Genomic DNA, 21,603 nt, shown 5'->3' on the forward strand with positions numbered 1-21,603 from the left:
TCTCTATACTATAAATTATCTTCTAACCAAGCTTGAAACATCAAAACACTCCACAATTGAATAGACCAATCTCTCTTACCTGTTTGGTGTTCAAGCCATTTATTTGTTATTACAGGTTCATGCAAAAAGCCTTGAGCTAACAGTTTTCGTGGCTCTATTAGGCTATAAGCCCAGTCTTTCAACTCGTTACGTAGCCATTTTGCTAAAGGTAAAGAGAACCCCTTTTTGGGTCTTTCTATAAGTTCTTTAGGTACATATTTGTATAATACTTGCCGAAGTATCCATTTAGATTGACCTTCGTTAATCTTATATTTTTGGGGGATTTTCCATGCAAACTCAACAACATTGTGATTTAAAAATGGAACTCTCGATTCCAGAGAAACAGCCATAGTAGCTCTATCTAACTTAACTAAAATATCATCTACTAAATAAGACTCTCCATCCCATAACATCATTTTTTCAATATCTGTTAAACTATCAATATTAGATTCAGATATATTTAAATCAGGTAAAACATCAACCCCTTTAACTAGTAATAAAGGCTCTTCCCAGTTTGACACTATATTTAAGTATAGATCTGAAAAGCTCCCAGCTCCGAGAACCCTCGCACCTTTGTGTACTTTATGACCTAAATTAGGAAACTTACGATCTAGCTTTATGAGATTAGCAATATTATCCCAGCTATCTGGAGAAACTTTAGTTAAGCCAGAGCCTATGATATTTCTCATACCTCTCGGTAGTTTATTTAATTTACCCCATAAATCGTGGGTTATTGTATATCTATTATAGCCTGAAAATAATTCATCTCCGGCATCTCCAGAAAGAGAAACCGTTACGTGTTCTTTAGCCAATTTAGAAACCAAATATGTCGGGATTTGAGAAGAATCAGCAAAAGGTTCATCATAGATTTCTGGTAAACGAGGAATAACACCTAGGGCATCTTTCCCTTTTACATAAAATTCATAATGTTCTGTTTTTAAGTGATTAGCGACTGCCTTTGCATGCTCAGCTTCATTAAAGTCTTTATCATCAAATCCCATAGTAAATGTTTTTATAGGCCTATTTGATAAATATTGCATAATTGAAACAACTGTCGTTGAATCAATACCTCCAGATAAAAAAGCTCCTAGTGGCACATCAGCCATCATTTGCTGCTCTATAGAATGAGTTAACAAAGAGTTAAGCTCAGAAATATAATCAGTACTAGACAACTGGCTACGGTTAAAGTTTGTTGCCGTATGTTTTAAAGACCAATATTGTTTTTCTACTAATTTGCAAGTTCTTATGTCTAAAGTAACTATGTACCCTGGCTTCAACTTATGTATTCCTTCATAAATAGAATAAGGCGTTGGAACATAATTGTATTTAAAATAAAGGGCAATTGCTTTTCTATTTATATTACCTTGAAAGCTCGGGTGCTTTTTTAAAGCTTTTAGTTCAGATGAAAATAAAAATGAATCTTTTTGCCAACCAAAATATAAAGGTTTTTCACCCAATCGATCACGGACTAAATGTAAAAGCTTCTTTTCAATATCCCATAAAGCAATAGCAAACATTCCCGTTACTTTTTGTAATGTTTCTTCTATTCCCCACAGTTCTATTGCAGCAAGTAGGGTTTCTGTATCAGAGTGTCCTTGCCAATCAATTAATATTTCTTTATTGATTTCTGCTCGCAATGTCTTATGGTTATATATCTCGCCATTAAACACCATAACATAGCGTTTGAGACGCGAATACATAGGTTGATGACCTGCAGACGACAAATCAACAATCGCCAATCTAGCATGTCCCAAATGAAGATTGACTAAATCGTCGTTCCAAACACCAGAATCATCTGGTCCTCGATGATTAATTTCTGCTAACAACGGAGTTAGATCTTCCTCACTCTTTAGCTTGTTATAAACTCCAACAATCCCACACATCAACTACGACCTCGAAATACTTTTATATAATTAGAACGACAAAACGATAGATAAAATAACCAAATCACAAGGAATGGATAAAAACCTTCCCGATACCGAATAGCAGAACCATAATTCAAGGCACCAAAAGGGTAATGAACGAATAGAAAGCCTATAAACACTATTAAAAATAAACTCACTTTATATATATTTATTTTTTTATTAACAAAAAATTGGCACATAATTTTTATCATAAAATAAATAAAAAACAGGAGAATAATGGCACTTTCAAACCATACTAAGAAGTGTGCTGGTTTGGATATAGCTTCAACTAATGTAGGCCCATAAAAGGCAACGAACATACCATACGGTGCGTTATAGAAAAAGTCATAATCCCTAACCCAAATATCATTAACTCTAGTACTACCACCATCTGAATCAAAATGAAGAGGTAAAATAAATGACAATTCGTTTATCTTATCTTTAAAAAAATAAAGAATAAAAAAAACTAACAATACATTAAGAGCAAAATATACCGTTTTTCCAAGAGGCTCAAACCTAAAAGCCCTACAAATAAATACAAATTGAAAAATAAAAGCTATTACTAATATATATTGAGGTTTAAATACTACGGCAAGATATAAACACAACACCAAAAGAAATTTATTAACTACTTTGTTGCTTCTGGAGTAATCGATGAAACAGCTTAGCAAGCCTCCCAGAAAAAATACTGTAACCGCTTCTTTAGAGGCTATAGAAGTCCATATTGAATAACTAGGGAAAGATAAAAAAAACAGGAGTACAATAAGTTGTTGCTGACTTAAGTTTAATTTTTTAATCGGTAAATATACACCGTAAACGGCTAAAATTAAGAATGGCAAATTAGCTAACACCCCCCCTAAAATGTAGCTTAAATTTCCCGCAACAAATACCATAAGCTTTGTCGAATGAAAAAATGTCTCAAGGCTAAACTCTTGCCCACCTGCTAAATAAGTGTAGGTATCCCCTAGCTGAGTAAATTTTGAATATACAAAAATAGCCAATAACATATAGACTATTTTCAATAATATAAAAATAAACCAAGCGCGATTAATTGACAGCATATATATTAGTTTATTTTGTATTTATTATTTACGTAGTGCTCTTTACTGAGACTAGATAAAAGCTTATTAAACAAAAAGCTCATAACATAACGAACAGGGGAGTATTCAAAGCTTTTTAAAGCTATACTCTTGTACACCCCCGTTTCAAATGCCTTAGAGCAAGCTTGAATAGAGAAAATATTTGCTGTCACATCTATGTGTTTTTTAGACAACGAAGCTCGTTGTTCGTTGGTTAAAGCTGAAAACTCTTTGATTATATTTTCGACTGATTGAAGTTCTATACTTTTATCTATGATGTTATAGTCAATGTCAGCGAAATCACAAAAGTAACCGTAGGTTTGCGGTTTTTTTATAGATTCTAAACCGATAATTGAACAAACTCCAACAGCAGAAGCTTCTATAATAGCAGTACCACTGCCAATAAAAAGATCGTATTTTGTCAATTCGCTCTGAATTTCTTTGTACTCTATGCCACCCAACAACCTAACGTATCTTTCTAAATTATATTGTTTTATTTTTAACTGCATAGAGTCATATAATGGACCTGTTCCATAAATATCATAAGTAATGTTTAGACCGCTATTTCTTAACTTATAAACAACATCAATCATCCATAAATTATATGTTTTAAAATTAACAAGCCTTCCTATTGAGCATAATTTGATTTGCCTATCTGAAGTGCTATCTTTGTATTGTTTATAGAGCAAAGAGGTTGTATCTATTACACCTATCCTAAAAGTTTTAGCTTCGGCCAAGTCTATAGTGAATTTTTTTTGATATAATTCAACAATAGAAGAACTAAAAGTTAATAGATTTTCTTTAGGTAAGAAATTCAAAACAAAATGACTATTTACCTTTTCATAAAATGGCAAATTAGATGTACGATAGTTAGGAAACTCTCTTGAGTGATAAAAGCCTACCGTTATATATGTATTTTTTATATTTGTTTCATTTATTAATTTATATGCAAGTAAAGCATTATGTCCGCTACTTACATGTATTTGCTTAACATTTTCAAGTAAACCTCTTACTGCCTCTTGTTTTATTGGCAACAATAATGGAAGCACATTAGATAGCACACTTAAAGTAAAAATATCTTTGGCAAAATAAACTTCGGCATAAAGCTTTATATCAGTTAGTAATTCTAAGTCGCTTTTATTAGGTTTAGATAGCAGTAAAATTTTTGTTACTTTACCTTCTCTATATCTGTCTTTAGCTAACCTCAAAAATAAGGTCTCTATTCCCCCCATGGTAAGTGCTCTATAAATAAATAACATTCTTAAAACCAACTTTTCTTATTTTTAAACAAATTAACCAAAGTTCTTTACGGTAGATAAACACTAAAAGAACTAATACTAGAGAATATAAAAGTGAAACTAAAACAGCCGAATAATTAAAGTAATTAACAGTAATAGCATTACTTAAACACAACAAAACAAGTAGATATATTTTAAACCTGTAAATAGGAAAACCAGCCTTTAATGAGAGCTCTGTTTTTAAGATAAAAAATAAAAAAAATGATATAGCTGTAGCTATTGCTGCCCCCTCGGCGCCTAATTTAGGTACAAATAGATAATTCAAAGCTATATTGAGCATTAAAGCTAAAACAGCAGCGACCATATTATAAATAGTTTTTTTATAATAACCTATGCCTACACCCGTTGCTTCAGATACAAGGTACAATAATGGAGAAGCGATACACAATAAAAGTAAACTCGATACTTCGTTATATTCAACTGGTAATATATAGCCAACAATAAAAGAAAAGCACGACACTAATGACCAGATTAAAATGATAGTAAAACAAATTAGATTGACGAAAAATTTAATCTTTCTTCTCGGAAGTGTCTCTAAACTATAAATATATGGGTGCCAAATATTTGAAAATATGGATGTCAGTACATTTACTGCACTTGCAATAGAAACAGATACCCCCAACAATGCCAACTCAATTTCATTACTCATTTTATTGACATAAAAACGATCAATACTTGTCAACCCCCAATAAGCGACACTACTGAATACTAATGGAGCGCTAAAAGTGAGTAAGCGTTTTACCAGAACAATATCAAACATACAGGAAAAGTATTGAACAAGTAACTTTCTAGAAATAAATAAATGAACAAAAAAAGTTATTAACTGAGCAATAAAAATCATGTAAAACAATACTAACACACTGCTCAAGTCACCTAAAATCGAGTATGCTAAAAGGATTATTAGTAAAGATAAACTAGGCAAACTCATTGTAATTGAGTAATAAAGATAACTGCCATTCATCCTCAATAAATGAAGTAAAAAAGCATTACATACAGCAATAAAAATAGCTGATAGAAAAAGCAGCTCTGCTCCCCAGAGGTATTCACCTGTTATTAGCTCAGTAAACCTAACATCAAATACTAAAAAGCTAATGTATACTAATAAAATAAAAAGTAAGCTAGGAAGAGAAGCAGCCTTTAGAAGAAGGGCATCGGCTTTAACATCATAATAGAAACGAACAAAAGCCTGATACAATGCCAAACTAAAAAAAACGACACTTAAATTTAGTGCCGCTTGTAAAAGAGTATACTTGGCTACAAGCTCAACAGGTAAAACCCATGACATCAGTGGAATCAATATGACACCAACAATACCTGTAACTACTGGGCCTACCCCTAGAGCAATGACTTTACTTACCATCAAAAAAACTTAATACTAGCTCTATCACTTGACATTGCTCATTTTTTGAAAGTCCATAGAAAAGTGGAAGCCTAACAATTCGCGAGCTTTCTGCAGAAGTAAAAACATCCTCCCCAGAAAAAGCCCCATACATAAGGCCAGCTGGCGACGAGTGAAGGGGCACATAATGAAAAGGTGTTGTAACACCATAACCCTTCATAAAAGTTATAAATTCAGCTCTTTCTGCACTACTAGCCAGTTTAATATAAAACATATGAGCATTATGCGAGCACTGTTGTGGAATACAAGGTAGACTAGTGATGGGGAATTTCTTTGAAAGCCCCTCAAAATAAGTATTCCACAATTCAATTCTTGATTCATTGATTTCATGTGCGTGTTCTAACTGTGCATATAGATATGCAGCTTGTAATTCCCCGGGAAGATAACTAGAACCAACACTTTGCCATGTGTACTTATCAACTAAGCCATTTAAGAATTGACTTCTATTAGTCCCTTTTTCACGAATAATCTCAGCTTTAACTATTAATTCAGGAGCATTCACTAATATTGCTCCACCTTCACCACCAGATGAATAGTTTTTGGTTTCATGAAAGCTAAAACAGCCAATGTGACCAATCGTACCTGCCGCCTTAGAGTTATATGTAGACATAACGGCTTGGGCTGCATCCTCAATGACCCACAAATTATGTTTATTGGCAATAGACATAATTGTATCCATATCACAGCACACACCAGCATAATGAACAGGCACAATAGCTTTAGTTTTTTCTGTTATTGCCGCCTCAATTAACTTTTCATCGATATTCATAGTATCTCGTCTGACATCTATAAATACTATTTTTGCTCCGCGCAAAACAAAAGCATTAGCGGTAGAAACAAAAGTGTATGAAGGCATAATGACTTCGTCACCTGGTTTTATATCGATCAAAATAGCAGCTAACTCAAGCGCAGCTGTGCATGAAGGTGTTAACAAAGCTTTAGCGGTATCAAACTTGTTTTCAAACCAACGCTCGCACTTTTTCGAAAAGGTACCATCTCCGCATAGCTTATCGGAATTGATAGCTTGCTGGATATAATTTATTTCTGTGCCTACTTTGGGAGGGACATTAAAAGGGATCATTTAAACTTTCCTGTAAAACCAATACGATATATTTGATAATGAATAACCAGAACTAAAGTAAAGTCTTAATGCTGGTTTATTACTAATTTGCGTTGCAACGCTAATACTCGTTAAGTTATGTCTACTAGCATAGGCCTGCACCAAGTCCATCAATTTCAAACCTAATTTCTGTCCTCTATAATTCTCATCAACGGCCACCAACCCTATAATTGCTTTATTATCCCTCTCTTTTATACTGACAAAGCCAATTACTATTCCCTCATCCCTTAAAACAAGGCAGTAATCATCAAAGCAACCTAAAACTGCATTTCTTATCCACTCTCTATAAAACCTATTTTTTTCATTAACACTAAAAAATGGCTCCCTAAAACGGCTAAACGGATAAGAGTTATCAACTATCGAATACAACCTATCAAGATCAGATAATGTAGCGAAACTGTCTTTAGATAGTTCAGGAAGTAACCGACTTTCACAAAGCTGGCATTCAAGACTAACATCCCCTTCTATCAAGCTAAAATCGTTTTCGCTTAAATAATCAAGAAGAAGATAGTTGTTAGAGTCAGCCTTGCAAGTTATCAATGATTTTTCAGCGAAGTCTGCAGTATTAATATTAGTTAAAACATTCACTTGACAAGGGTTAAGTGAGAAAATCGAATAACCAAAAAACTTAGATTCCCATTCATTATATGATAGATATTCTTTAATCATTTAAAAGACTTATTAAATACTGACCATAGTTATTTTTTGACATTAACTGACCCACTTGTCTGAGAGCTGTTTCAGAAAGCCAACCTTTCCGCCAAGCAATTTCTTCCAAACATGCGACTTTTAACCCTTGTCTATTCTCAATGGTTTGTACGAAGTGGCTAGCTTCTAATAAGCTGTCATGTGTACCTGTATCAAGCCACGCGAACCCCCTTCCAAGAAGCTCTACGTTTAATTTACCTCGATTTAAGTATTCTCTATTAACACATGTGATTTCGAGCTCTCCTCGTGAAGACGGCTTAATATTTTTGGCTATTTCTACAACATCATTATCGTAAAAATAAAGCCCAGTTACAGCATAATTAGATTTAGGCTGTTCTGGTTTTTCCTCTATAGAAAGTGCTTTATAATTTTTATCAAACTCAACAACCCCAAAACGCTCAGGGTCTTTTACTTGATAGCCAAAAACAGTCGCACCACTTGAACGGCTGGCTGCATCAACTAATTTAGGTGAAAAACCTTGTCCATAAAAAACATTATCACCAAGTACTAAACAAACGGAATCATTGCCAATAAATTTTTCTCCAATGGTGAATGCCTGTGCAAGCCCATCTGGCGACTCTTGTATTTCATAAGAGAATGTAACACCAAATTTAGAGCCATCACCGAGTAATCTTTTAAATCCTGCGATATCTTGAGGGGTCGATATAACCAAAATATCTCTAATGCCGGCTAACATTAGAACCGATATTGGGTAATAAATCATTGGCTTATCATAAATCGGCAAAAGTTGCTTTGAAATGCCTTGAGTTATCGGATAAAGCCTTGTTCCTGAGCCGCCAGCTAATACAATACCTTTCATCTTACCTATTTAATCCTATTCTTTCTCTAGCGTATGAACCATCGAGCACTCGTTCCCACCACTTTTTATTATTCAAATACCAAAGCACTGTTTTTCTAATTCCAGATTCAAAGGATTCTTGAGGTACCCAACCGAGTTCCCGTTGAATTTTACTCGCATCAATGGCATAACGGATATCATGGCCTGGTCGATCGTCTACATAAGTAATCAAATCAGCAAAGCCGTCTGCACCACTAGCCTTTGAAAATGGATTATCTGGTATTAGTTCCTCTAACAATTCACAAATTGTTTCGACTACGCATAGATTTGTTTTTTCATTATGACCACCAATATTATAGGTGTCGCCAACTTGACCTTCGAGTGCCACTAAACATAATGCACGAGCATGATCTTCGACAAACAACCAGTCTCGAATTTGCTGGCCGTTTCCATATATAGGTAAAGGCTTTCCTTCAATCGCATTCAAAATAACAAGGGGGATTAACTTTTCGGGAAAATGGTATGGACCATAATTGTTAGAGCAGTTAGTTACAATTGTTGGCAAACCATATGTTCTTGACCATGCTCTCACTAAATGATCGCTGGAAGCTTTAGATGCCGAATATGGAGAGCTTGGTGCATAAGGAGTATCTTCAGTAAAGAAATCGTCCAAAGACTCAAGATCACCATACACTTCATCCGTTGAAATATGGTGAAAACGAAAACCGTTTTTCTTATTATTTTCAAGTGAAAAGTAATATTCTTTACTTACTTCAAGTAATGTATATGTACCGATAATATTAGTTTCTATAAAAGCAGAAGGTCCATCTATTGATCGATCAACATGGCTTTCTGCAGCCAAATGCATGACTATATCGGGCTGATGAACTTCAAAAAGCTTAGAAAGCTTACTTCTGTTACATATATCAACCTGCTCAAAATGATATCGAGGATTGTTTGAGACTTCGTCAAGTGACTCCAAATTTCCAGCATATGTCAATTTATCAACATTAATAACCTGATATTCGGTATTCAATAAAATATGTCTTACTACAGCAGAGCCTATAAAGCCAGCCCCACCAGTTACTAGAATTTTCAAAATAACAACCTAATTTGATTTGATTAGCTTAGTAACTTGCCAAATATGTTTGATAAGCAAATTATAAAGGCCATACAAGACTAAAAATAAAAATAGCATGAGCCATTCGGGAACCAAATATACTTCACCTAAAATACCTATCAGTGAAAATATCGAAGCGAGTGCGGTAATTGCAGCAAGAGCTTGGCGGTCACTAAAACCAACTCTCATAAAGATATGGTGTAAGTGATCTCTATCGGGTTTAAAAGGGTTTTGCCCCTTTCGAACTCTTCTCATAACGATAGCAAGCATATCCATTAATGGAACAGCAGTAATCCAAAGCGCAGTAACAGGCCTAAAGGTAACATTATCACCTTGAGTTCCCATAGTTAATAACCAAATAACACTCAGACCAATAAACATACTCCCTGCATCACCCATAAATATCTTGCGAGACGTTTGCTTGAACAAGCCAAGATTAAACATCAGGTATGGCAGTGTCGCGACAGCAAGAATTAACGGGTAACTAATAAGCTCTTTATTACCACTAAGTAAAAACAGAATAGCAATGGAGACAAATGTGTTAATGCTTAAACTACCAATAAGTCCATCTATACCATCAATCATATTAAACGCATTGATTGTTACTATGATACAAAAATAAGTAAAAAATATCCCTAAAACACCTAAATTGATATTACCTAAAGTAAACAAATTACCTAAATTTGAAATATAAGCACCAACACCATAAATCATTAAGCTGGCAATAATGATTTGACCAACAATACGTATACGAACACTTATGTCTTTTTTGTCATCAATGGCCCCTATAAAAACCATCATTGCAGACGCTATCAAATACATACGAAGCTCAATTGTATTTGGCAACCAAATAAGGCTAGAAAAAAGTACAGCAATAAATATTGAAATGCCGCCTATCAGTGGAATATGCCCACTATGGTGTTTGCGTTCATTTGGTTTATCTACCAAGCCAACGTTGATAGCTACTGGCTTAAAAACTTTAATGGCTAGATAAGCAAAAATAAAACTAGTCAGTAGTGTTATAAATAAATTCATATTCTAATTCCTTTTTGCATCTAAGCATCTTCACTATTAGCTGAGGATTTACCGCTAAAATAACGAATTAATACAGTTAATACAGAAAATACACCACCAAAAACTAAACCTAAAATTACAATTAAAACGCGGTTTGGTTTATCGTTTTTATCGGGCACGTTGGCAGGGTCAATCGTTTTAAGTACGTATTCATTAGATACTTCTGCTAGCATTATAGTTTTCATTTGTTCTTCAATTAATTGGTAAAAAACATTTTGCATTTCTGCTAATTGCGTTTGTTCCAATTTAGCCGTTAAAAAGTCGATACTATTTTGCGCTTCTCTACTGTCTTGTAGACGCATTTTTTCATTGAGCTGTTTAACCAAAAGAGTAAGCCATTGCTTCGCTACTTTGGGAGAATAATAACTAACAGTTATAGTTACCATACCAGTATCTTTATCTTGTGAAATAGATAATATTTCACTAAAAGCTTCGTATGTTTCCCAAGACGATGGAATAATAGTTTTCGGGAATGAAACGTCACGAGTCCATATTTTAGCATCAATGTCATAGAGTTCATCATTATATAAAGGTTTATCATTGACTCTATCCCAACTTTCCACTGCGATAAGCGACACAGCCAAATCATTTTCTGATATAAATTCTTCAATAAATTTTCGCGACTTTAAGACTTCCAATGCTAAAGACGTTTTATCTGTATTACCACCACCTAAATTAATACCAGCCAAACTCGCTAAACCACCAAACTGTCCTGCTAATTTAGATAGACCAGCAGCACCATTTTCGCTACTAGCAGGAGCAAGTAATACAGATGCTTTGTAAACATTAGGTTGTGATAAGGCATATGCGATTGAAGCAATGGTGAATAGTATTGAAACGACAATAATTGTCCACTTTCCCTGTAAAATGGCATTGACCAATTCTTTTAAATCAATTTCATCATTTGAAGTATTTGATCGAGAAAACTGGTTTAGCCTTAATAATGTTTCTAATTCTTGAAGGCGTTGAAGATCTTTTGATTCCATTATTTCAATTCTATTAAAATTCTAGTGATGAATTTTGTTTGCATTATAACAATCTCTATAAAGAGTACTAGTGATAATACTTTATTGATACAAACCCAAACAAATTTATACATATCGAGTCTATCAAATAATTTATTTAATAAACTATTACGATCAGCCAAATAACTAGTTTACTGCACTTTCATGACATTTTATTTACAATCCATTCACTGCTGCAACTGCCAATGCAGAACTATACAAAATTTGGCTCACTGTGCCCCAAAGCTTAATTTTATCTTTATGATCAGCATCTAGTGGCACAACAATCGTATCACCGGGCTTCAATGAATGATTAATCTCTGAAGAAAACCAGCTGTCATCTCTTAATACGCGAACAGAGCCATTAGCGGCAACAATATAAGTTTTATCAACATCAGCACGATTTTTAGCTCCGCCACTGAGTTTTACGTAATCATCAACGGTTAATTGTTCGTCATAGACATGAGAAGAGGTAACTTGCACTTGGCCTATTACATTCACTGAATTCTTCTTAGAAGGCACGTGCAGTACGTCACCCTTTTCCAGTAAAATATCATAGCTATTTTCATGGACCACCTTAGGTAAATCAATGACTAAACGACCGACCGGTTGCAAGCGAGTTAGGTCTGCTAAGATTTGCTGGACTTCGGGATACGACGTACTAAAGTCTTCATCTGTAAGTGATTTTGAGGCTATTTCTAACCTTAGGCTCTCCGTTAATTTTACAATATTTTCTCGCTCAAGTTCTTTAAGTTTTTCACGAATAAAAACAGACCCTTCGATAAAAGCGTACTCAGTAAAACCACCAGCTCTCTCAATTACATCAGAAAGCGTCTCACCTCGTTGAATAGTGTATTTACCTGGAAAGACAAACTCTCCTTTCAATTCAATAACATGATTTTCACTCCATGCAGGAATTTTTAGTACATGAATGCGATCTTTACTTTGTAAAAGCCGCTGACTCACTGTTGAATTTGATAATGCTTTAGCTAAATCAAAACTTAGAATTGACTTTTTTGCTTCACCATCAACAACACTGGTGCGAGTAATTTCAGCATTTGAAAGATATGCTGCTTCATTTATACCGCCTGCAGCGGCAATCGCTTGTTTTAAATCGGCATTCACTGCGAGCGGGTAAACACCTGGAAACTTCACTTCACCTTCCACTTCAAACAACTGAATCGGAGAACCACTTCCTCCTTGTAACCTTAGCTTTTCGATCACGGGCAATAACAAGCGCTGTCGAGAGTGTTCGTTTAGCATACTGGCATTACTCTCACCGGCATCTTCAGCTGAAACATTAGCTAAGTCACTAATCGACTGGTTTAGCCTCTGATTACTTACTTGCAATGCCTGGCTGTTAAGATTTTGTCTGACGTTTTTTAACTCTTCTGCTGACGCAACAGTACCATTTTGTTGCGCTACAGATGTTTCGATATTTTGTTCTAATAACTCTTTGTCTTTAGTCACAACATCAGAAAAAACAAAAATTTTATCATTGACTTTCAGTTCAAGATTATCTTCTGATTCTGGCAATAATATCGCGTTAGCAAGGCTAAACTGCAAAATCTCAATATTTCTCGCTAAATCTACTTCACGAACAATAATACTGTAATTCAAGTCAGCATCATCTAGCAAATGACTATCTATATTAGCGATGATATCTGCCACTTTTATACCATCAGACCACTGATACTCACCAGGTCTAACAGCAGCTCCAACAACAGACACTGAAGAGGTAAATAACTCTGCTGACTTTTGGATGTGAATCACATCCCCCGATTCGACATTGAAAGTATTTACTGCTTGCGCGTCCGCCATATTCAAAGTTAAAACAACGCGACTATCATCTCGATTAAAGCGCTCAACTTTAACTTGTTGCTTAAAACCTGAAGGCAGAATACCACCAGCCATAGCAATTACATCAGCAAAACCTTCGTCGTGACTATATTCGTAAACTGCTGGTCGAGTAACCTCACCATCAACAGTTACTCTTTTGTTTACCGGCGGAATAAAGACAACATCACCAGCCTTTAAAAGGGCATCACCAGAAGAGTCACCTTTAATCAACAGGTCATACAAATCTAAAGACTGAATCAACTGACCGGAGCGTTTAAGTTGGACATTACGCAGTGAGCCAATATCAGAAATACCACCAGCAGCAAACAGTACTTGTGTCATGCTGGTCAATGAATTAACAGTATAAGGCCCTGGCTGATTAACTTCACCTAAAACAAAAACGCGAATAGCGCGCAAATTACTCAAACTGACAAGCGCTTCAACACCGATGATGCGTTCTTTAATTCTGGCTTTTAAAAATGCTTTTGCTTCTGCAAAGCTCAAACCAGCCACTTTAAAAGGACCAAGCTCAGGAATAATCACTTGCCCTTCTCTATTAACAATAAGTTGATAATCAAAACTTTCTTTACCAAAGCCTTGAATTAACAATTCGTCACCCGAGCCTAAAACATAATCTTCTGGAATAGCAACCGTTAAATCTGGGGTAAATGAAGACGGACCATTTGCGAAAACATCATAACCAAAGAGCTTTAACTCTTGTTCGTTTTCCATATCTTTAGTTGGCATTCGCAAATCAAAGTTATCTTGCTCTGGATTACCTAGTTGTCCATCACCACGGTAAAGTTCTTGTGGTTCATTTTGAACTTGACTTGAACTGCCTCCTTGTAAACTTTGCAAGGCATCAATATCAACACCAAACTGTTTCGCTAATGCTTGTTGTTGAGCTCTTGGCAGTTTTCTAAATTGCTCTATCTGCGCAGCACTTGGTTGAGCAGCGTGAACATATAGAAAAAAAGAAGAGAAAAAACTTAGAGATAGAGCTGCGATGCGCAGCCATTGTCGATTGCTAACAGTATTCATATTACGCAAAGTCAATCCTAATCAAGTGCGAAAATAGTGGTTTACCAATTGCTAAGCACATTAAATCAGCTCAGGCAGGCAAATAGGCACGAAGTGTAGCAGTATAATTTTCTCGGATAAAGCATCTTTTTTATCTTCCATAAAAATGTAACAAAATAGTTAACATTAACCTTTACCACAGTTGTCTATATTTTATACCATTTACGTCATTTCCCTTGCCTTTAGTTATAAGCAAAGGTATAAAAGCCCCGACAGAATAACTATTTCAAGAATATTTTTTAAAAATATCGCAAGGATAATTTATGAATACACCTAACACGGGGACACTTTTTGGTCACCCGAAAGGGCTCTTCCTGCTATTTGGTACAGAAATGTGGGAACGCATGAGCTATTACGGCATGCGTGGCATTTTTGTTCTTTACCTAGTGGCCTTTGCTGGCAATTTTGGCTGGGACATGGCCTACTTTGACATTGATCCACTCTCTGCCACAGCTGAACAAGATTACTCGAAAGCACTTCAATCAAACGCACTTGGCATCTTGGGGATATACGCCTTCTTCGTATACGTAACACCAGTACTTGGCGGCTGGATGGCCGACAATAAATGGGGCCAACGCAAAGCCATTATCGTCGGTGGTTTGTTGATGATGTGTGGCCAATTTGCTTTAGGCACACCACACGAATACATCAAAGGTATGGAAGTTACCTTTTTGTGGATTGGTTTAATCTGTTTGATTTTAGGTAATGGTTTCTTCAAGCCAAATATCTCAACCATGGTTGGTGACTTATACGAAGATGGCGACAAACGTCGTGACGCGGCTTTCACTATTTTCTACATGGGTATCAACTTAGGCTCTATTCTAGGCTACATGGTTGTCGGTACTATCGGTGAGAAAATTCACTACCAATACGGTTTCTTAACGGCCGGTGTTGGTATGTTACTCGGCGTTCTTTTACAACTTGCATTGTCAAACAAGTACTTAGGTAATGTTGGTGTTGAGCCGTCAGCTAAACAAAAGAAAGGTAATGAAGCGGCTTCTAACAAACCACTAACCTCTGAAGAGCGTGACCGTGTTAAAGTTATTCTGATCATGTCATTCTTTACCATCATTTTCTGGTTGGGCTTCGAACAAGCCGCTGGTTCAATGAACCTATTTGCCAAGTACAAAACTGATTTAGTGTTTTTTGGCTGGGAAATGCCAGCTTCTTGGCTACAATCAGTCAACCCAATCTTTGTTATCTTGCTTGCGCCAGTTTTCGCAGCAGTTTGGGTAAAAATGGGCGATAGCGAGCCCAATTCACCGAAAAAGTTTGCATTGGGGATGTTTTTCCTCGGCTTAGGCTTTGTCTCTATGGTAATGGCTGCGCTACAAATTGGTGACTCTGAAACTGCTAAAGCACATGTTATCTGGTTAGTACTCGCTTATCTTTTCCATACCATGGGTGAGCTATGCTTATCGCCAATTGGCCTTTCTATGGTCACTAAGCTTGCACCACTGAAATACACATCATTACTTATGGGGATGTGGTTCTTCTTCTCGGGTGTTGGTAACTACTTTGCAGCACTTGTTGGTAAACTCGTTGGTGAAACGGGTCCATTAGCAGCTTTCGGCGGTGTTGCCATTATGGCTTTCGTTGCAGGTTTATTACTTTGGTTACTAAGCGACAAGCTTGTCGACTGGATGCACGGTGCAGAAGATAGCAAACCACAAACACTCGACGAGAAAATTGAAGAAGAAATGTCTGTGACTGGCGCTCATGAAGCAATGCCAGAAAATCACAACAAATAAGCTTCGATATTAACTGATTGATAAATGGTGGCCTTGGCCACCATTTTTGTTTTAAGCTCATTTACTCAGTAAGATTAAAACAAACAATCCGTATCACAACGTCTATGCAAACGCTTATGCCACAAAATTATTTGTCAGAGTCCTCTCATAAATCAAACCGACAAATAGACAGAAAAAGCCTAAGAGCTGAAATCAAGCTACGCCGTGAAAGCCTGTCAACACTGCAGCAGCAACAAGCAGAGCAGCAGCTCGTTAAAAAGCTGTCGCAACACTCCGCAGTAACCGAAGCTAAGCATATTGCTATTTACTTGAGCCACAAAGGTGAGTTACAAACACAGGCCTTTATCCAGTGGTGTTTGCAACACCAAAAGCACATTTACTTACCGGTAATTCATCCGTTTTGCCCTGGGCACCTACTATTTTTGCGCTATAACCAAGATACTGAAATGGTAGCCAATCATTACGGTATTCTGGAGCCCAAATTAAAGGTTAAAAACGTTAAACCCTTACCTGAACTTGACCTTATTCTGACACCACTAGTTGCTTTTGATGATAAAGGCAATCGTCTCGGTATGGGCGGAGGCTTCTACGACAGAACATTAGCGGCTTGTGAGCAATTACCTCAAGCCCCCAAAGTCATAGGACTAGCACATGATTGCCAACAGGTTGAGAGCATACCAACAGAGTCATGGGATATACCGCTGTCTGAAATTATCACACCAAGCCAACGCTTTATTTGTAACTAGCAATTCTACTTATCAAGCTGCTTTTTCATTCAAATGAACCAACCAAAATATAGGTTAAATTTGTGCTGTAGTTCGAGAACTCTGTTGCTATAATTTCGCCACTTTACTATTTACCACTCTACAGACAATTAGGCAAAGCCATGAATCAAGACCAAATGAAACAAGCCGCCGGCGAAAAAGCGCTCGACTTTATCAAACCAGACACTATCGTTGGTGTTGGTACCGGCTCTACCGTTAACTACTTTATTGATGCCCTTGCCACAATGAAAGATAGTATCAAAGGCGCTGTTTCAAGCTCTGAACAGTCAACAGAGCGATTAAAAGCACACGGCATAGAAGTTTTCGATCTCAACCACGTCGACAGCCTCGATGTTTACGTTGACGGTGCCGATGAAATAACACCACACATGGCGATGATCAAAGGCGGTGGCGCTGCTCTTACCCGAGAAAAAATTGTCGCTGCCGTAGCTAAAGAGTTTATTTGTATTGCCGACAGCTCAAAACAAGTTGATTTGTTAGGTACCTTCCCATTGCCAGTTGAGGTAATTCCAATGGCGCGCAGCTATGTCGCCCGCGAACTTGTGAAGTTAGGTGGTGATCCTGTTTACCGTCAAGGCGTTGTAACAGATAACGGCAATGTCATTTTAGATGTTCACAACCTATCCATTACTGATCCTAAACAGTTAGAAAACCAAATTAACGCCATTGTTGGCGTGGTAACTAATGGCCTGTTTGCTGAGCGCGCTGCCGACAAGCTTATTCTAGGTACAGAAAATGGCGCTCAAGTTATTGAAAATTAAATAACTTGAAATGATGTGACTAGCTATTTGTTATGCCAGTCACATCAAATTTTACCTTATAACTAGCAGCTAATAACTCATAAGCAAATAGTGCTTTTATTCTACTCAGCATCATGCTAAGTTGGGCATCTAGCCATCTAAACGTAAATATTAAAGAAGTGACACCATGACTAAGAAATCATTAGCGAAAGATAAGATTAAAATCTTGTTGCTAGAAGGCGTTCATCAAAGTGCCGTTGATGCTTTTCAAGAAAAAGGCTACAGCAATATAGAGTATTTAAAAACCTCACTTGCCGAAGCCGACTTAATTGAGAAAATTGCCGATGCCCATTTTGTTGGCATTCGCTCTCGAACTCAGTTAACCGAAAAAGTCCTTAGTCACGCCAACAAATTAGTTGCTATTGGCTGCTTCTGTATTGGTACTAACCAAGTTGAATTGCCAGCTGCACAAATTCGCGGTATTCCGGTATTTAACGCACCGTTTTCCAATACTCGTTCTGTTGCAGAACTAGTACTAGGTGAAATTCTGTTACTATTTCGCGGTATTCCTGCGAAAAATGCGCAAGCACACCGCGGTGTTTGGAACAAATCAGCGGTTGGCTCGGTTGAAGCTCGCGGCAAAACCATAGGTATTATTGGTTACGGTCATATTGGTACTCAGTTGGGTATTTTGGCTGAAACTATCGGTATGAAGGTTAAGTTCTACGATATTGAAACTAAACTACCACTAGGCAACGCGAGCCAAAGTAAAAGTTTAAACGCTTTACTCAAAGAAGCTGATGTCGTTAGTTTACATGTACCAGAAACAGAGCAAACCCAAGATATGATCGCTAGCGCTCAGTTCGACGCCATGAAGCCAGGCGCCATTTTAATTAACGCCTCTCGCGGCACCGTCGTCGACATCGACGCCCTAGCGACAGCGTTAGAAAGTGGTAAAGTTGGTGGCGCTGCTATTGACGTATTCCCCGTTGAGCCAAAAAGTAACGACGAAGAGTTTGTCTCACCATTGCGCGCCTTCGACAATGTTATTTTAACGCCGCACATTGGTGGTTCAACCAAAGAAGCGCAAGAAAACATTGGTTTAGAAGTGGCAAGCAAGTTGGCCAAGTACTCTGACAACGGCTCAACCTTGTCGGCAGTAAACTTCCCTGAAGTGTCATTACCTGAGCACATTAACACTAGTCGATTGTTGCATATTCACCGTAACCAACCGGGTATTTTGACGCAAATCAACCAAATCTTTGCTGAAAATAATGTCAACATCGCTGCCCAATACTTACAAACTGATGATCAAATTGGTTATGTTGTTATTGATGTTGAAACAGAAAACAGTGAACTGGCGCTAAAAGCGCTGAAAGAGATTGACGGCACTATTCGCGCCCGTATCTTGCACTAAGTTTAATTTAGGTGGGTCGCCAGCGACTCACCTAAATTCATCTAAACCTATCCTACCTTAAATTCCCAATTTAACTTGTTAAAGCACAATCACTTAAAACGTTAACCTTGAGTTCGTTTAAATTGCTTAATTGCCTCGTCAATGTGCTTAACGACAAAATAGAGCGTAATTGGTCTGACAATCACAAAGTAGCCAACCAATAAAAGCGCCAACGGCAAAAACAACCACCAGCTGTCGATACGCGCCAACATAATAAATGGCGGAATCAAAATCAGTAACTTAATAATGTTCAATAGTAACTTTTCTGGTGCGGCTAATTTACTGGCTGCCATCTCAATAATCTGTCGGCGTTCTACTGGCGAAAATGAGGCGAGCTGAGTGACATCAGCCGACGAAAAATAAAACTTCATAATGGTTTTTATCACGCTTGATTTACCGAGATCATACCGCAAGCGCTCAATCGAAAACAGGTCAATTTATTAATTTCACTTAACCGCACTATTTTGCTAGAATTGCCGCAATTTTTAACCATGAGTGTATTTTAATGAAAGTTATTGAAGGTTCATTTGTAGCTTCAGGCAAAAAATTTGCAATTGTTGTCTCTCGCTTTAACAGCTTTATTGTCGAAAGCTTATTAGAAGGTGCTATTGATGCCCTTAAACGTCACGGCAACGTAAGTGACGATGACATTACTGTTATTCGCGTTCCTGGCGCTTATGAACTGCCAGTAGCCGCTAAGCGCATCGCGGCCAAAGGTGACTACGATGCCATTATCGCCATTGGCGCAGTCATTCGTGGCGGTACGCCGCACTTTGATTTTGTTGCTGGCGAATGTAACAAAGGTTTAGCGCAAGTTGCTATGGAATACACCACGCCAGTTGCTTTTGGTGTTATCACCACAGACTCAATAGAACAAGCCATTGAGCGCGCAGGCACTAAAGCCGGCAACAAAGGCGCTGAAGCTGCATTAAGTGCGTTAGAAATGGTTAACGTACTTGAGCAATTATAAGCGGAGCGATAAAGCGTGAAGCCATCTCCTAGAAGAAAAGCCCGTGAATTAGCCGTGCAAGCGGTTTATTCATGGCAACTTAGCCAAAACAACGTTGCTGACGTTGAGGCACACTTTTTAACTGAAAATAGCAAACGTCGTTTCGACATCGACTATTTCCAAAACTTACTGCGCGGTGTCACCAGTTCAATTACTGAACTAGACAACATGATTAGCCCACACGTTGACCGTCCGCTTGAAGACGTAGATCACGTTGAAAAAGCGATTTTGCGCACGGCAATTTTTGAATTGAACCACCATCAAGAAGTGCCTTACAAAGTCGTCATCAACGAAGCCATTGAGCTAGCTAAAGCATTTGCTGCTGACGATAGCCACAAGTTTGTCAACGGTGTCCTAGACAAAGCCGTCAAGCTTATTCGTTCTGAATAGCTCGCAATAGAATTATCAACAACATGACCGAGTTTGATCTAATCAAGCGCTGTTTTACTGAGCAAGTTGTCACCCGCAAAGATGTAGTTTTGCCCATAGGTGACGACTGTGCTTTGGTGCAAGCGCCTGAAAAAATGCACATTGCCGTCACTACAGATACACTTGTTGCCGGTGTTCACTTTCCACATGAAACACCGCCGCGAGCTATTGGCCACAAATCGTTAGCGGTCAGTTTGTCTGACTTAGCAGCAATGGGCGCAGAACCAAGTTGGATTTCACTAGCTTTGACTATGCCGCAAGGTGACGAAGCCTGGTTGAACGAATTCTGCGCGGGCCTATTTGAGCTTTGTGAATACTATAATGTCCAGTTGATTGGCGGTGATACCACCAGCGGTCCGCTGAGCATTACCGTAACGGCTCAGGGTCTTGTCCCTGCCGAACGTCATATCCCTCGCAGCGGCGCAAAAGTCGGCGACTGGATCTACGTCACCGGCGATATTGGCTTACCTGCGCTTGCCTTGATGCACTTGAATGGCCAAGTGGTGCTAGATAACCTAGTTAAAGAGCAAGTACTCGGGCGCTTAAACTATCCAAAACCCAAAGTACTCGCGGGTCAGTTGTTAAAAGACTACGCAACCGCTGCTGTAGATATTTCAGATGGCTTATTAGCCGACCTCGGCCATATTTGCCAAGCTTCAAATTTAGGCGCTAATATCGTCCAAGAGGCTTTACCTATTTCGCCGATTCTAATCGACTACTTAGGTGACCAACAGGCACGTGAAGTTGCCCTAACGGGTGGCGACGACTACGAGTTGTTGTTTACGGTATCCGATGACAACAAAGTCGCAATGGAAACAGCATTGAGTCAATTATCAATACCGGTAACTTGCATCGGTCAAACCAATGCCACAGCAAATGTTAGTACCACGTACTACGGTCAAGTTGTTGATATCGCTTACAAAGGCTTTCAGCACTTTCGTCAAGCTAACTAGTTCGTGTTAATCACTCA

The 21,603-nt window shown here is 37.7% G+C and carries 19 protein-coding genes; 7 read left to right on the plus strand and 12 right to left on the minus strand.

Translation table 11 applies throughout. From position 1 onward, the window contains the following. Positions 1-8 precede the first annotated feature (8 nt). The 11 genes from asnB to J7384_RS01355 all read right to left on the minus strand — a co-directional run bounded on the left by asnB (position 9) and on the right by J7384_RS01355 (position 14,424). A complete protein-coding gene (gene asnB / locus J7384_RS01305) occupies positions 9-1,922 on the minus strand; it encodes an asparagine synthase (glutamine-hydrolyzing) (RefSeq protein ID WP_209110427.1) in 1,914 nt (637 codons plus the stop codon). Continuing rightward, the gene (locus J7384_RS01310) at positions 1,922-3,004 is read right to left on the minus strand and encodes a hypothetical protein (protein ID WP_209110429.1); all 1,083 of its coding nucleotides are present in this window, start codon (positions 3,002-3,004) and stop codon (positions 1,922-1,924) included. The genes asnB and J7384_RS01310 overlap by 1 nt, the downstream gene beginning before the upstream one ends. A gap of 5 nt (positions 3,005-3,009) precedes the next feature. Beyond that, positions 3,010-4,281, minus strand: a complete 1,272-nt coding sequence (locus J7384_RS01315) for a glycosyltransferase (RefSeq protein WP_209110431.1) — start codon at positions 4,279-4,281, stop codon at positions 3,010-3,012. Then, positions 4,265-5,680 carry a polysaccharide biosynthesis C-terminal domain-containing protein gene (locus tag J7384_RS01320; RefSeq protein WP_209110433.1) on the minus strand — a complete coding sequence of 472 codons (1,416 nt, stop codon included), beginning with the start codon at positions 5,678-5,680 and terminating at the stop codon, positions 4,265-4,267. The genes J7384_RS01315 and J7384_RS01320 overlap by 17 nt, the downstream gene beginning before the upstream one ends. Beyond that, positions 5,670-6,800 (minus strand): dTDP-4-amino-4,6-dideoxygalactose transaminase, encoded by a 1,131-nt coding sequence (gene rffA / locus J7384_RS01325; RefSeq protein WP_209110435.1) that lies wholly within the window; start codon positions 6,798-6,800, stop codon positions 5,670-5,672. The genes J7384_RS01320 and rffA overlap by 11 nt, the downstream gene beginning before the upstream one ends. Next, complete coding sequence (locus tag J7384_RS01330; protein ID WP_209110442.1) at positions 6,801-7,508, minus strand: GNAT family N-acetyltransferase; 708 nt, start codon at positions 7,506-7,508, stop codon at positions 6,801-6,803. Then, on the minus strand, positions 7,501-8,367 hold the full coding sequence (gene rfbA, locus J7384_RS01335; protein ID WP_209110444.1) for a glucose-1-phosphate thymidylyltransferase RfbA: 867 nt from the start codon (positions 8,365-8,367) through the stop codon (positions 7,501-7,503). The genes J7384_RS01330 and rfbA overlap by 8 nt, the downstream gene beginning before the upstream one ends. A gap of 1 nt (position 8,368) precedes the next feature. Beyond that, complete coding sequence (gene rfbB / locus J7384_RS01340) at positions 8,369-9,445, minus strand: dTDP-glucose 4,6-dehydratase (RefSeq protein WP_247741563.1); 1,077 nt, start codon at positions 9,443-9,445, stop codon at positions 8,369-8,371. 9 nt (positions 9,446-9,454) lie between these two features. Then, complete coding sequence (gene wecA / locus J7384_RS01345) at positions 9,455-10,501, minus strand: UDP-N-acetylglucosamine--undecaprenyl-phosphate N-acetylglucosaminephosphotransferase (RefSeq protein ID WP_209110445.1); 1,047 nt, start codon at positions 10,499-10,501, stop codon at positions 9,455-9,457. A 20-nt stretch (positions 10,502-10,521) separates the two neighbouring features. Further along, on the minus strand, positions 10,522-11,526 hold the full coding sequence (locus J7384_RS01350) for a Wzz/FepE/Etk N-terminal domain-containing protein (protein ID WP_209110447.1): 1,005 nt from the start codon (positions 11,524-11,526) through the stop codon (positions 10,522-10,524). A 195-nt stretch (positions 11,527-11,721) separates the two neighbouring features. Next, positions 11,722-14,424, minus strand: coding sequence for an SLBB domain-containing protein (locus tag J7384_RS01355; RefSeq protein WP_209110449.1), 2,703 nt, complete (start codon positions 14,422-14,424; stop codon positions 11,722-11,724). 302 nt (positions 14,425-14,726) lie between these two features. Here J7384_RS01355 and J7384_RS01360 point away from each other — a divergent pair, with 302 nt between their 5' ends. The 4 genes from J7384_RS01360 (at position 14,727) to serA (ending at position 19,156) form a co-directional block, all read left to right on the plus strand. Further along, positions 14,727-16,214 (plus strand): peptide MFS transporter, encoded by a 1,488-nt coding sequence (locus J7384_RS01360; protein WP_209110450.1) that lies wholly within the window; start codon positions 14,727-14,729, stop codon positions 16,212-16,214. Between the two features lie 116 nt (positions 16,215-16,330). Next, the gene (locus J7384_RS01365; RefSeq protein ID WP_209110452.1) at positions 16,331-16,960 is read left to right on the plus strand and encodes a 5-formyltetrahydrofolate cyclo-ligase; all 630 of its coding nucleotides are present in this window, start codon (positions 16,331-16,333) and stop codon (positions 16,958-16,960) included. 140 nt (positions 16,961-17,100) lie between these two features. Continuing rightward, positions 17,101-17,760 carry a ribose-5-phosphate isomerase RpiA gene (gene rpiA, locus J7384_RS01370; RefSeq protein WP_209110453.1) on the plus strand — a complete coding sequence of 220 codons (660 nt, stop codon included), beginning with the start codon at positions 17,101-17,103 and terminating at the stop codon, positions 17,758-17,760. Positions 17,761-17,926: 166 nt separating this feature from the next. Beyond that, on the plus strand, positions 17,927-19,156 hold the full coding sequence (gene serA, locus J7384_RS01375) for a phosphoglycerate dehydrogenase (RefSeq protein ID WP_209110455.1): 1,230 nt from the start codon (positions 17,927-17,929) through the stop codon (positions 19,154-19,156). 101 nt (positions 19,157-19,257) lie between these two features. Here the strand turns inward: serA and J7384_RS01380 are convergent, their stop codons facing one another. Further along, on the minus strand, positions 19,258-19,566 hold the full coding sequence (locus J7384_RS01380; RefSeq protein WP_209110457.1) for a DUF6170 family protein: 309 nt from the start codon (positions 19,564-19,566) through the stop codon (positions 19,258-19,260). A 128-nt stretch (positions 19,567-19,694) separates the two neighbouring features. Here J7384_RS01380 and ribE point away from each other — a divergent pair, with 128 nt between their 5' ends. Genes ribE through thiL form a run of 3 tightly spaced genes read left to right on the plus strand, consistent with a single transcriptional unit; the run spans position 19,695 to position 21,586 of the window. Then, on the plus strand, positions 19,695-20,165 hold the full coding sequence (ribE, locus tag J7384_RS01385; RefSeq protein ID WP_209111264.1) for a 6,7-dimethyl-8-ribityllumazine synthase: 471 nt from the start codon (positions 19,695-19,697) through the stop codon (positions 20,163-20,165). Positions 20,166-20,180: 15 nt separating this feature from the next. After that, positions 20,181-20,594, plus strand: coding sequence for a transcription antitermination factor NusB (nusB, locus tag J7384_RS01390; RefSeq protein ID WP_209110459.1), 414 nt, complete (start codon positions 20,181-20,183; stop codon positions 20,592-20,594). Positions 20,595-20,617: 23 nt separating this feature from the next. Continuing rightward, positions 20,618-21,586, plus strand: a complete 969-nt coding sequence (thiL, locus tag J7384_RS01395; RefSeq protein ID WP_209110461.1) for a thiamine-phosphate kinase — start codon at positions 20,618-20,620, stop codon at positions 21,584-21,586. Positions 21,587-21,603 lie beyond the last annotated feature (17 nt).

This window comes from Endozoicomonas sp. G2_1, assembly GCF_017744155.1.
GTDB lineage: Bacteria > Pseudomonadota > Gammaproteobacteria > Enterobacterales > Alteromonadaceae > JAGHQT01.